Origin of the sequence: Rhodoferax koreense, assembly GCF_001955695.1 — a bacterium.
Classification (GTDB): Bacteria; Pseudomonadota; Gammaproteobacteria; order Burkholderiales; family Burkholderiaceae_C; genus Rhodoferax_B; species Rhodoferax_B koreensis.
This window is the reverse complement of sequence record NZ_CP019236.1, coordinates 346,849-359,190: the sequence shown is the minus strand read 5'-3', so window position 1 is coordinate 359,190 and position 12,342 is coordinate 346,849. Positions and strand designations below refer to the sequence as shown.

Below are 12,342 nucleotides of genomic sequence, written 5' to 3'. Positions count from 1 at the left end.
TGTGCGGTATCGCCCCGCGTCACCGGCCGCTTCACAACTGTGCGCAGACCACCACCAGCCCGACCAGCACCAGCGCCAGGCCGATACGCTCGCTCGCGTGCAGCGGTTCGCGGAACACGCGGCGCGAGACGAAGTAGCTGAACAGCACTTCGACCAGGCCCAGGGTACGGACGTCGGCCGCAGGGCGCACGGCGCTGGCGGTGAACCAGCCGATGGACGCGGCCGCACCCATCATCCCGGCCACGATGGACAGCCGCCAGGCCCGCGCCACCGCGACCAGGGACGCAGGCTGGCGCAACGCCAGGTAGCCGCCGAGCAACAGTGTCTGCAAGGCCTGCGCCCAGACCACGTTCCACACGCCGATGAGCCAGGGCGAATGCCCCGGCAGGGCCAGCGCCGCCCCGCGAAAACCCACTGCCGACAGGGCGAAGCATGCACCCGAGCCGATGCCGAACAGCGCCGTGCGGTTGAGCCAGCCGGAGCCGGCGCCAGCGGCCGATGTCTTGGGCGCGGACAGCAGGATCACGCCGAGCGTGGCGACCACCATCGCCAGCATCGCCAACACGCTCGGCACCTCGTGCAGGAAGACCGTGCCGAACAGCGCCACCTGCAGCACCTCGGTCTTCGAGTAGGTGACGGCGATGATGAAGTTGCGCGCCTTCATCGCCATCAGCAGCAAGGCCGTGGCGCAGAGCTGGGCCAGCGCACCCAGGCAGACCCAGGCGAGGTGATTCAGCCCGAGCGCCGGCAGGCCCCGCGGCGCGCCACCCAGGCCGACCACCGCCAACAGCCAGGCCAGCGCAAACGGCAGGCCGTAGAGAAAGCGCGCGAGCGTGGCGGCCAGGGTGCCGGTACTGGCCGTGAGGTTGCGCTGCGCGGCGTTGCGGATAGTCTGCGCGAAAGCCGCCCAGATGACGATGGGCATCCAGGCCCAGGCGGGCAAGGTAGTCAGGGACAGGAATTGCATGGGAGGAAAGGAACGGCCACCAAGCTTAGCGGCAACGGGCCAATCGCCTCGTCGCGGTTGGCGATGCCAAGCGTCGCAAAGGCCGTGTGTCGTACATTCCGGGCAGAATGAAATCCCCACCTTCATCGCTTGGGCGGCGCTGACATGCAACGCCCCAACATCGCCCTGCGCGACCTGCGCAACCGCCTGCCCGCGCTGCAGGCCTTCATCACCGAGCGCGGCGGCGAAGTGCTGGCGCCGGCCAGCGAGTGGGAAGTGCTGCGCTTTCGCGCGCAGGGCAGCGTGCACGTGGTGAGCCGGCAGGCCAGCGGCCACATCACCTACGGCGGCGACTCGGCGCTGGCCGTGCAATGCTGGCTGGCCAAGCTGCCCTGGCGCGGTTCCGACAGCCACCGCGGCCAGCCCGGCAAACGGCTGCGCTCACAGACCGTGCGCACCCTGCTGGCGCGCGATGGCGATGCGTGTTTTCTGTGTGGCCGGCCGCTCGAAGACGACATCACCGAGGAACACCTCGTGCCCCTCACGCACGGCGGGCCGGACCATCTGGCCAACAAGGTGCTGGCGCATGCGGACTGCAACAAGCAGATGGAACACCTGTCGGTGATGGAGAAGATCCGGCTGCGCGAGGCGCAGCGGTCCTAGCGACCTGCCCGAGACGCGCATCCGTTCTCAGCGCGCGGCGCCACCCGGGACCAGCGCCGCCAAGGCCTCGGCGCTGCCGCCCACCGGCACGGCGGCCATGCCCTGCAGCCGCTCGCGCAACGCCGGGCCGGCCACCGCCTTGCGGGCCGCATCCTCCAGCCGCGCGACGAGCTCGGCCGGCGTGCCCTTGGGGGCGAACAGGGCGAACCATGCGACGGCCTCGAAACCCGGAAAGCCGGATTCGGCCACGGTCGGCAGCTCCGGCGCGCTGGGCAGGCGTTCGCGCGAGGAAACCGCCAGCGCGCGCAGCTTTCCCTCGCGCACCAGGGCCAGCGAGGCGGCATTCGCGAAGAACATCGAGATGCGACCGCTCACCACGTCGGGCAACGGGCTGGCGCTGCCGGGCACGTGCACCATCTCCAGGCCGGCGGCGCGGCTGAGCAGTTCGCCGCCGCGGTGCGAGGATGTGCCGTAGCCGACCGAGGCGTAACTCATGCCCCAGGGCCGGCTGCGCGCGAGCGCCACGAATTCGGCCAGCGTGCGGGCGGGCACGTCGTTGCCCACCACCAGGATGTTGGGTGTCATCGCGATCTGGGAGATCGGCACCAGATCGATGGCCGGGTCGTAGGACAGCTGCACGCCGAAGCGCGCATCCCCCACGATGGCGGCATCACCGGACAGCACCAGCGTGTAGCCGTCGCCGGCCGCCCTGGCGACCCGGCCCACGCCGATCGTGCCGCCGGCGCCGGGCTGGTTCTCCACGACGACCGGCACGGCCAGGGTCTGCGTGAAGCTGTCGGCGAGCGTTCGCGCGATGGTGTCCGGCGCCGTGCCGGCGGCGAAGGGCACGACCAGGTGGATGGCCCGGGCCGGCCAGGCTTGCGGCTGGGCCAGCGCCACGGCCGGGGCTGCGCAGCACAGCCACACGGCGCATGAGAGCCAGCGACGCAAGGGGCGCGGCGCCGCCCCGTGCCGAAAGCTGGAAAACCAGCGAAGGGTCGATGGCATCTGCATGGTTCGCATGGCAAAGCTCCAGGTGAATGTCGGTGGCACCATGGTGCGCGCCAGGCCGGCCGGTGGCCTGAGCCGCACATGAACGATGCCTGAGGAATTCATTAACATGTCTCGTCGTCTGCTTCCCCCGCCCGCAGTGTCGCCTTCCTCCGACCTCCCCGCAGCCTTCATGCTGGACCGATGGCGTGTCGATGCACAACTCGACACGCTGCACGACGGCGAGCGCAGCGTCAAGCTGGAGCCACGTACCATGCGCCTGCTGTGCGTGCTGGCCGCCGCAAACGGGGCGCTGGTGCGCACGGAGGCGTTGATGGACGCGGTCTGGCCCCAGGTGGTGGTCACGCCCGGCTCCCTGTACGAAGCGGTGGCGCAACTGCGCAAGGTCCTGGGCGCGCAGGCCATCGCCACGGTGCCGCGCAAGGGTTATCGATTGGCGCTGGCCGTGGTGACCGAAGAGCCATCGCCAGTGGCAAGCGCCGCCGGTGCAGCCACGTCCCTGGGGCCGCACTCGCTAGCGGTGCTGCCGCTGCGCGCGCGGCTGCTGCCGCACAGCCACGGTTTCATCCGCGAGAGCCTGCTCGACGATCTGATCGCCGAGCTGTCGCGCCATCCGCAACTCACGGTGGTTTCGCTCGGCACCATGCTGAACTACGAGGGCCACCACCGGCCCGGCGCGCGCGAGGCCGGCCGCGAACTCGGCACGGCTTACGTGGTCGATGGCCTGCTCGAAGTGCAGGGCGACACGCTGTCGGTGCGGGTGCAGCTGGTGGCCGTGGACCAAGGCACGCAGACGTGGATCGACACCGTGGAACTGCCGCTCGCCCACTGGTGGGACACGGCCGGCATCGTCGTCGGCCGGCTGGCGCGGGCCTTGAATCTCGAACTGCTGGGCCATGCCGCGGGCGTCCGCACACCGCAGGGGCCGGCGCAGTCCCAGGCCCTGATGCTGGCCAGCCGGGCCTGGGTCGACCTCTTCGCACGCCCGGAGACGCGGGCGGTCACCGCCCAGGCCAGCGCCTGGTCCCAACAGGCCCTGGCCCTGGCGCCCGAGCTGCCGATGGCCTCGGTGTGCCAGGCGTTCTGCCGCTGGCGCGAGTCGCAGTTCGGATGGGGCGATGCCGCGCCGGCCGTGCTCCGCGCCCAGGCGCTGCAGCACGCCGAGCGCGCCGTCACACTGGACCCGCGCGAGCCCGACGCCCACTATGTGCTGGGCCTCGTGGCCTACAGCCTGGGACAGACGGCCCGCGCCGAAGAGGGCTTGCGCCAGTGCCTGCGCCTGTCCGGCTCGCACGCGCCGGCCCATGGCCTGCTGGCCTTGATCCGAACGCGCCGGGGCCATCCCGAGGAGGCCGCCGCCCTGTGCGCGCGGGCGTTCGCCCTCGGGCCGCGCGAACCGCTGCGGGTGATCTGGTACCTGGCGCTGGCCTGGGCGAATCTGGCGCTGCATGACTACCGCGGCGCGTTCGAGGCGTCGCAGCAGGCGATGGCGGTGAATCCCGACTTCGGCACCGCCTACCTGACGGGTGCCGCCGCCGCCCACCAGCTGGCCGCGACCGAGGAAGCCCGCAGTTGGATCGCGGTGCTGCGCGAGCGCACGGTGTTCAAGAGTCTGCAAGCGGTGGAAGAACGCCTGCCCCCCGCACGCGAGGCCGCGCACCGCCAGCAGATGGACGAACTTCTCGCCCTGCTGGCCGCCGCGGGCCTGCCGTGACCGGCGCAACCTGAATGGTGCGGACCGGTGCCAATGCGGTGATGGCCGCCAGCCTCTACGAACGCAGCGCCCGTCAATGGAACAAGCTGATCCTCGTCAACGCAGCCAATGCATCGCAGTGCCTCGTGATGAGCCTGCTGGTGGCTTGGTACCGCTGAGGCCCACCGTCTCGAGATTTATGAATCCACGGCCACGATCAGGTCCACTTCCACCGCCGCGCCCTTGGGTAGCTGCATCACACCCACCGAGGTCCGCGCATGCCGCCCTGCCGCGCCGAGCACCTGGTGCAGCAGTTCGGACGCCGCATCGGCCACCTCGCTCTGCTGGGTGAAGTCCGCGGCGCTTTGCACGTAGACCGTCATGCGCAGCGCCTGCGCGATGGCGTCCAGGCCACCGAGCGCATCACGCAGGATGGCCAGCGTGCGCACGCAGCAGATGCGCGCCGCATGTTGGGCCTGCGCGAGCGTCACCTCCGCGCCGACCCGGCCCGTCACCGCCACGGCGCTGCCGATGCGCGGCACCTGGCCGCTCACGAAGGCCGTGCCGGCATGGACGATGGCCGGCGTGTAGTTGCCGCCGATGCGGATTTCTTCGGAAAGGTCGAAGCCGACGCTTTCGGCGGCTTGCGCGAGCAGGGTGTTTCTGGAGATGGTCATAAAGTCAATCGGCAGTGGATGAAAGTCAGGCCAGCCGCGCCGGGCCGCGGCCGAAAATCCGGCCAGCCTTGCGCCATGCGGCCACGATGGAGGCTGCGATCAAGCCCCGCGCGGGTTGTACCACCGCACCCCAGCCCGAGGGCGCGGCCATGCCCGGCACGATCCGCAGCACGGCACCGACCTCGGCCCAGACCACGACCCAGCCCGCCTCGGCCAGCACATGGGTGGCATGCGCCTCGACGCGGCAGCGTGGGCGCAGCAGCTGTTCGCCGAGCCAGCGCGGCGTCTCGCTGAGCCACACGCCACCGCGCAAGGGGGACACCACGGTGCCCGCCGGCCAGTACAGCATCTGCGACTGGCCGGCGTGCACCTGCAGCATCTGGTGCACAGGAAGTTTGGGGGCGGCGGCGGGCGGGGTCTTCATGGTGGTCTCGCAACAAGGTTCAGGGAGCACCAAGATTAGCCAGCGGCAACACCACAGAACAGGCACACGCCAATGCTTTCTGTGCCGTGACAGAAGCGCCAGACAGCATCTGTTATGGTCCCGAAACGCCGCATCTGTGCCTGTGCTGCAAGCGTGGCGCCAAGGATCATCCCGCCATGGCCGCACTTCCTCCACCGATTTCGCCGACTTCTCCGCCTTCTCCGGCCTCGCCCCTCTACCAGCGGCTGGCCAGCCACTACCGGCAGGCCATCCATGCGGGCGTGCTCGCGCCAGGCGAGCGCATGCCCTCGGTGCGCAAACTCACGCTGCTGCACCAGGTGAGCCTGTCGACCGCGCTGGAAGTCTGCCACCGGCTTGAAGACGAAGGCCTGCTCGCCGCCAAGCCGCGCTCGGGCTACTTCGTGCAGCAGCCGCGCCGGGCCAGGCTGGTGCCGCTGCGTGAACCGGAGATCGGCACGGCGCTGGAAGATGCGCCGGGTCCACTCGACCGGACCCACTACCGGGGGATCCACCAGAAGGTGTCGGACTATGTGGCGCAGTGCGAACGCGCGTCGCTCGTGACCAACCTCGCCGGCGCCTACGGTGCACCCGAGGCCTATCCCGCGCAGGCGCTGCATCGTGCGGCCACGCGCGTGCTGCGCCAGAAGCCCGAACTGCTGGTGAGCGCCGTCAACGCGCAGGGCGACGTGAACCTGCGCACCGTGCTCGCGCGGCGTGCCCTCGGCGCGGGCATGCGTTTCACGGCGGAAGACATCGTCGTGACCTACGGCTGCACCGAGGCGCTGAACATCGCGCTGCGCGCCGTCACATCGCCCGGCGACACCGTGGCCGTGGAGTCGCCCACCTACTACGGCCTGCTGCAGATCATCGAAAGCCTGGGACTGCGCGCGCTGGAGATTCCCACCAGCCCCGCCACCGGCCTGTCGATCGAGGCGCTGGAACTCGCGTTCCGCACGCACCCGGCCATCAAGGCCGTGGTGGCCATTCCCAACCTGCACAACCCGCTGGGCTGCGTGATGCCCGACGACCACAAGGCGCGCCTGGTGGCGCTGTGCGAAGGCGCGGGCATCCCGCTGATCGAGGACGACACCTACGGCGCGCTGGCCGACGGCGATACGCAACTGCAGACCGCCAAGGCCTGGGACCAGACCGGCAACGTCATCTACTGCTGCTCCCTGCGCAAGACCCTGGCGCCCGGCCTGCGCCTGGGCTGGGTGGCGGGCGGCCGCTGGCACGCGCGCATCCAGATGCTGAAGTACGCGCAGAGCCGCTACAACGAAGCCCTGGCCCAGATGACCGCCGCCGAATACATGCAGACCAGCGCCTACGACCGCCACATCCTGCGCCTGCGCCAACAGCTCAAGACCCAGCGCGAACAGATGGCCGAAGCCATCGCCACCTACTTCCCCGCCGGCACGCGGTTGAACCTGCCGCAGGGCAGCATGATGCTGTGGGTGGAATTGCCCGACCACCGGCCGGTGCAGCCGGTGTTCAGCGCGGCTTTGAAACTCGGCATCCGGGTGGCGCCGGGCACGCTGTTCTCCAACTCGGCGCGCTACGACCACTTCATGCGCATCTGCTGCGGCGATCCGCATTCGAAGGCGGTGGATGCGGCCCTGCGGCAGTTGGCGGGGTTGTTGGCCGTGAAAACCCGTTCACGGTAAGTTTTTCGAAGGTTCAAAAGAGCGCTTGACCCGGCCCCTGGGGTCACCCCGATAAAGGCAAGCCTTCGTCAACAATGAGGTGCATCTTGATCTCCACCAATCGATTCCTGAGTCCTTCGGAAGCCGCCAAACGACTTGGCGTTTCCGCCAAAGCCCTGCGCATTTACGAACAACGCGGATTGATCACGCCAGCGCGAAACCCGGCAGGATGGCGGTCTTACGGTCCCAACGAAATGGCCCGTGGCGCCGAAATCGTGGCCCTGCGCGCACTCGGCCTGAGTCTTGCCGAAGTGGCTCGCGTCATCGAAGGCGATGTCCGGGCGCTGGTGCCTTCGCTGGCAGCCCATCAGGCCGCGCTCGAAAACCAAGTCGGACAACTCATCGGCACGATCGAAAAAGTACGTCGCGTGCGAGCCGACCTTGACCGGGGCCAGACACCGATAGCGGCGGAGTTGACATACCTGCTGGCCGCGACGGCAACACACCCGGTCGAATTCGAGCTTCCATGGCCCTGGGGCGGCGAGCTTTTCAGTTTGCCCGAAATCAAGCCGCTGAATTACATCGTCGGCCCACTCGGAAGTGGAAAGACCCGGTTGGCCTTGCGCTTGGCTGAAGTCTTGCCAGGCGCAGCTTTTCTAGGACTCGATCGGTTGAAAGCAGACACGACGCTACAGCTTGCAGACGACTCTGGACTCAGGTCGCGCGTTGATCAAGCGCTGACTTGGCTCCTCGAAGATGGCGCCTCTTCGTCCGAAGCACTGATTGCTTTGATTGCCGGGATCGAAGCCGACGGTCAGACGATTCTGGTGATCGATATGGTCGAACAGGGGCTGGATCAAGGCACGCAAGAAGCCGTGATCGCATTTTTGCGTCGCCGCAGGACCAGCGGCAAGCCACTTTTCCTGATGACTCGTTCCTGCGCGATCCTTGATCTGGCCACAGTTGATGCCGACGAGACAATCATCTTTTGCCCTGCCAATCACAGTCCGCCAGCGCTTGTTGCTGCGCATCCGGGTTCACCCGGCTACGAAGCCGTCGCGACTTGCCTGGCATCTCCGGAAGTCAGGGCACGGACCCAAGGCATGGTGGCTTGGCGACCGAAAGGCGAAGCGCAAGCCTGCGCTTAATCGCCAACACTACAGGCAGTTCGGTCAGCCGCCAGTTCATGGGGAAAGCTTCACGGGTCGAGCACGAATATTTACAACTCGTCTCAACCCCGTTCTCCCGCCTTCGTCGTTTCAGTCAGCTCCAACACTTTCCTGGACCTGAAAGATGAACCTCAAACCAATCACCCTCGCCCTCCTGCTGGCCGCCGCCACTCTGCAGGCCCACGCCGTCGGCCGCCTCGCCGACGTGACCCTCGTGGACCGCGACACCGGCGCGCGGCTGCCCGTCTACACGCACCGCGGCGAATACTGGGTGGCGGGCCGGCCAGGTGCGCGGTATGCGGTCTCGGTGCGCAACGCGCTGGGCGAACGGCTGCTGGCCGTGGCCTCGGTCGATGGCGTGAACGTCATCAGCGGCGAGACGGCGGCCTGGGAGCAGACCGGTTATGTGTTCGCCGCGCGCCAGGGCTACCAGATCACGGGCTGGCGCAAGAGCGACCAGGAGGTGGCGGCTTTCGAATTCGCCGATGCCGGCGACGCCTATGCCACGCGCACCGGGCGGCCGGGGCAGCTCGGCGTGATCGGCGTGGCGCTGTTCCGGGAGCGCGTGCCGGAGCCGGTGGTGGTCGTGCCCGAGCCGAGCCGCATGCGCGAGAAGCGCGCCGCGCCTGCGCAGGAGTCCGCCAACGAAAGCGCCACCGCCTCGCAAAAAAGCACGCTGGCCGATGCCGCAGCCCCGGCTGCTGCGCCGGCCCCGGCGGCCAAGCTCGGCACGGGGCATGGCGCGCGCGAAACCTCGGTGGTCACCACCACCGAATTCGAACGGCAGCAGACGCGGCCCGACGAGATCGTGCGCATCCGCTACGACAGCTACGCCAATCTGCTGGCCAGCGGCGTCATTGCGCGGCCACCGGTACGCGGGCCGGTGCCGGACCCGTTTCCGGGCTCGGCCACGGCTTCCTATGTGCCCGATCCACCCGTGCGCCGCTGAGCCTGCCACCCGGCGCGCGCCGGATAATGCCGCGCATGCCCGGCCCTGCCCTCCCAGACCCCAACGTAGATGAGCCCGACGAAGCGCTCATGCTGCGCTACGCGGCGGGTGATATCGCGGCCTTCGACACTCTCTACGCGCGCCGTGAACTCGGCGTGTGGCGCTTTCTGTTGCGCAGCGTGCGCATCGCGGCGGTGGCCGACGACCTGCTGCAGGATGTGTGGTTCGCCGTGGCGCGCCAGGGTGGCAGCCTGAGGGCGTCAACCGACGGCGGAACCGGCTACCAGCCGAGCGCACGTTTCAAGACCTGGCTGTTCACCATCGCGCACCACCGGCTGATCGACCATTTCCGCAGCGACCGGCACGACCTGCGGCTCGACGACGACGCAAAAGAGGACGGCACGCTGCTCGACACGCTGGCCGCCGACTCGGGCTTGGGGCCGCTGCGGCAACTGCAGTCGCGCCAGCAGGCCGAGGCGCTGATCGAAGCGGTGGAGCAGTTGCCCGCCGAGCAGCGCGAGGCCTTCCTGCTGCAGGCGGAAGGCGGCCTCAGCGTGGAAGACATCGCCCGCGCCACCGGTGTGAACTTCGAAACCGCGAAGAGCCGCCTGCGTTACGCCCGCCAACGCCTGCGCCAGCAGCTACAGGAGTTCGCATGACCGCGCCCCGACCACCGCAAGACCCCTGGCTCGAACCCGAGCCGGCCGCCGACGAACTGCTGCGCCGTTACCACCAGGCCAGCGCAGCCGACCCGCGCCGGCCCGCCAGCCATGTGCGCGATGCCGTGCGTGCGCATGCAAACGCCGTGCTCGCCGCCGGGCCTGCCACCGCGCCCGCAAAGGTTGCGGCGGCGGCGGCATCGGCCGTGCCAGCACGCCCCGCCGCCAACCTGTCGCGCTGGAAGCTGTCGCTGCTGGCCAGCGTGGCACTGGCCGGGCTCACCGGCCTGCTCGTGCTGCAGTTCGACCGCGAACCGACGGAAACACGCACGCGTGTGCTCGGTGAAGCTGCCGCACCCGCCACGCCAGCGCAAACCATGGCCCCCACCGCACCCGTTGCGCCCGCAGAACCGGCACCACGCGCAGCACCCGCCCCCGCGCTGCGATCGGAAAAGAAGCAGTCCGAGGTCGCCCGCACCCCGAAGCCCGCGGCTCCACCGACGACGGCGCAGGCGCAAGCGCAAGCGCAGGCCGACGGCGTGGCGGCACAGCAGAAGTCCGCCGCCGCGGAACTGGCGCCACCGCCCCCCGAGCCAGCGCCATCCGCGATGCCGGCACCGGAGCAAGCCACCGCCGCGCCGGTAGCGCCCAGCGCGTTGTCGCACACACCGCTGGCGAACGAAATGTCACGCGACGACGAAGGCGATCCGCAGCAGCCACGCCGCGCCGCCCTCATCTCGACCCTGCCGCTGGCCAGCGCCCTGCAGGAAGCTGCACGCACCGGCCGCGCCTCGCAGATCAACCGCCTGCTCGCGCGCGGCGCGCCGCTCGACGCGGCCGATCCGGCCGGCCACACGCCGCTGATGCTGGCCACCATCCACAACCACGCGGCTGTGGTGCAACGCCTGCTGGCGGCCGGTGCCAAGGTGGGCCTGGTCGACCGGCGCGGCATGACGGCCCTGCAGCACGCGCGGCAACTGAAGCGTGAACGCATTGCCGAATTGATCGAAGAGGCGTCCTGATGAGGAAGATCTCTTTTGCTATGGTTTAGATAGCTACTGGTCCAAGTATTCCCTCGACCAACAACGGATTTGACTCACAAATTCGAAGATGCAGAAGATGGCGGCGCTTCGGCGTAACCCGCCTCCATGCGGCGGCACCAGCAGCCACCGGGTCCGCAGCCCTCGCCGGGGACGTCGCCCACGACCTCGCCACGCTCGATCCACACCGGCTGGTCGTGGCTCGGGAACGGCTGGAAACGCGGCGCCCATGCCGAGGTCATGCAGGAAGCCAGCCGCACCATCACCGTGCTGGCGTGGGTGGCGGCGCATTGCGGCGTGGCCCTGGTGTCGAGTGCGACCGCCCGGGTGGTATTTCCAGGGGTGGACTACCGCGAGATCCGGGAAGGGCATTTGCTGCCCACGATGGAGCTCAGCGCGGTGTGGGCCGCACGCTCCCGGCCCACGCTGGCCGACCGCTTCGTGGGCCTGTTGCCGCAGGCGGGTTGAGGCGCCACCCGAAGGTGTACCGCCCCGCGAGAACGGGGATCGGCCAGATCAACGCAGCTGCAGCAGCCACAGGCGATCGCTCGCCGTGACCAGGGCCTGGCGACCGTCTGCACCACCGAAGGAGAGGTTCGCCACATGGGGTGCCGGAATCTCGATTCGGCAGCGCAGACGGCCGCTGGGCTCGAACACGCCGATCGCCTGGGGCCCGGCCAGCCACACCCGTCCCGCGCGATCCACCTTCAAACCGTCGGCATTGGCCGTCTGACCGGGCCGGGGCGGCAAGCTGGCCCAGGCCTCGGGCGGACCGAGCCGGTTCTGCGCGTCCACCGTGAAGCGCACGATGCCAACGAAGGTGTCGGCCGCATAAAGCAGCCGGCCGTCGGGCGAAAAAGCCAGGCCGTTCGGGTCTTTGAGGGCGCCGGTCTGCAATGTGGTTTGGCCGTCTTTCCAGCGGTAGATACCGCGAACAGGCTGCTCCTCCGGCGCCTTGGCCGGCCCGTAGCCGCTGATGCCGAAGGCCGGGTCGCTGAACCAGACGGCGCCGTCGGCGGCCACGACCAGATCGTTCGGGCTGTTGAGCGGCTTGCCGTCGAAACGGTCCACGTCCACATCCACCGTTGCGTCGGCGCCGCGTCGCGACAGGTGGCGGTCATGGCGGGCGCTCCAGACACGGCCCTGGGCATCGAAGGCATTGCCGTTGGCGTAGCCCGAGGGCCGCAGCCACACCGTCGCCGGTGCGCGACCGTCGAAGCGGTAGACCGTATTGGCCGGGATGTCGCTGAAGACCCAGTAGCCCTGCGGCGACCAGCTCGGGCCTTCGGTGTACTGGAAGCCTTCTGCGACCACCTTGGGCGGTGCCGCCAGCAGGTCGCAGGTCGGCGGCTCGTCGGCGTGGGCACCGGCCACCGTGGCTGCCAGCAGGATCGCAAAGATGGAAGAATGACGCATGGATGCTCCCGATGAAGTGGTGATGGCCCCG

14 protein-coding genes are annotated in these 12,342 nt (G+C 69.1%); 9 read left to right on the top strand and 5 right to left on the bottom strand.

Translation table 11 applies throughout. The features are described from left to right. Positions 1-31 precede the first annotated feature (31 nt). Positions 32-967 carry a hypothetical protein gene (locus tag RD110_RS01655; protein ID WP_076196065.1) on the bottom strand — a complete coding sequence of 312 codons (936 nt, stop codon included), beginning with the start codon at positions 965-967 and terminating at the stop codon, positions 32-34. Between the two features lie 144 nt (positions 968-1,111). On the opposite strand from RD110_RS01655, the gene RD110_RS01650 reads away from it, so the two are divergent. Then, complete coding sequence (locus tag RD110_RS01650) at positions 1,112-1,609, top strand: HNH endonuclease (RefSeq protein ID WP_076204236.1); 498 nt, start codon at positions 1,112-1,114, stop codon at positions 1,607-1,609. Between the two features lie 27 nt (positions 1,610-1,636). On the opposite strand, the gene RD110_RS01645 is transcribed toward RD110_RS01650, so the two are convergent. Then, a complete protein-coding gene (locus RD110_RS01645) occupies positions 1,637-2,725 on the bottom strand; it encodes a Bug family tripartite tricarboxylate transporter substrate binding protein (RefSeq protein WP_157900031.1) in 1,089 nt (362 codons plus the stop codon). Positions 2,726-2,759: 34 nt separating this feature from the next. On the opposite strand from RD110_RS01645, the gene RD110_RS01640 reads away from it, so the two are divergent. Next, positions 2,760-4,334, top strand: coding sequence for a winged helix-turn-helix domain-containing tetratricopeptide repeat protein (locus tag RD110_RS01640; protein WP_162277343.1), 1,575 nt, complete (start codon positions 2,760-2,762; stop codon positions 4,332-4,334). Positions 4,335-4,348: 14 nt separating this feature from the next. Next, positions 4,349-4,492 (top strand): hypothetical protein, encoded by a 144-nt coding sequence (locus RD110_RS27685; protein ID WP_157900030.1) that lies wholly within the window; start codon positions 4,349-4,351, stop codon positions 4,490-4,492. Positions 4,493-4,510: 18 nt separating this feature from the next. Here RD110_RS27685 and RD110_RS01635 read toward each other — a convergent pair whose 3' ends face one another. After that, a complete protein-coding gene (locus RD110_RS01635) occupies positions 4,511-4,990 on the bottom strand; it encodes a RidA family protein (protein ID WP_076196059.1) in 480 nt (159 codons plus the stop codon). A 25-nt stretch (positions 4,991-5,015) separates the two neighbouring features. Continuing rightward, complete coding sequence (locus RD110_RS01630; RefSeq protein WP_076196057.1) at positions 5,016-5,414, bottom strand: hypothetical protein; 399 nt, start codon at positions 5,412-5,414, stop codon at positions 5,016-5,018. Between the two features lie 176 nt (positions 5,415-5,590). Here RD110_RS01630 and RD110_RS01625 point away from each other — a divergent pair, with 176 nt between their 5' ends. The 6 genes from RD110_RS01625 to RD110_RS01600 all read left to right on the top strand — a co-directional run bounded on the left by RD110_RS01625 (position 5,591) and on the right by RD110_RS01600 (position 11,363). Continuing rightward, positions 5,591-7,099, top strand: a complete 1,509-nt coding sequence (locus RD110_RS01625) for an aminotransferase-like domain-containing protein (RefSeq protein ID WP_076204233.1) — start codon at positions 5,591-5,593, stop codon at positions 7,097-7,099. Between the two features lie 74 nt (positions 7,100-7,173). Beyond that, positions 7,174-8,226, top strand: a complete 1,053-nt coding sequence (locus tag RD110_RS01620; protein ID WP_076196055.1) for a MerR family transcriptional regulator — start codon at positions 7,174-7,176, stop codon at positions 8,224-8,226. 145 nt (positions 8,227-8,371) lie between these two features. After that, a complete protein-coding gene (locus tag RD110_RS01615) occupies positions 8,372-9,196 on the top strand; it encodes a hypothetical protein (RefSeq protein WP_076196053.1) in 825 nt (274 codons plus the stop codon). 35 nt (positions 9,197-9,231) lie between these two features. Next, a complete protein-coding gene (locus RD110_RS01610) occupies positions 9,232-9,855 on the top strand; it encodes a sigma-70 family RNA polymerase sigma factor (protein WP_076204230.1) in 624 nt (207 codons plus the stop codon). Continuing rightward, a complete protein-coding gene (locus RD110_RS01605) occupies positions 9,852-10,877 on the top strand; it encodes an ankyrin repeat domain-containing protein (RefSeq protein WP_076196051.1) in 1,026 nt (341 codons plus the stop codon). Before RD110_RS01610 ends, RD110_RS01605 begins: the two co-directional genes overlap by 4 nt. Positions 10,878-11,003: 126 nt before the next feature. Next, positions 11,004-11,363, top strand: a complete 360-nt coding sequence (locus RD110_RS01600; RefSeq protein ID WP_076196049.1) for a type 2 periplasmic-binding domain-containing protein — start codon at positions 11,004-11,006, stop codon at positions 11,361-11,363. Between the two features lie 48 nt (positions 11,364-11,411). On the opposite strand, the gene RD110_RS01595 is transcribed toward RD110_RS01600, so the two are convergent. Then, the gene (locus RD110_RS01595) at positions 11,412-12,311 is read right to left on the bottom strand and encodes an SMP-30/gluconolactonase/LRE family protein (RefSeq protein ID WP_157900028.1); all 900 of its coding nucleotides are present in this window, start codon (positions 12,309-12,311) and stop codon (positions 11,412-11,414) included. Positions 12,312-12,342: the final 31 nt, after the last annotated feature.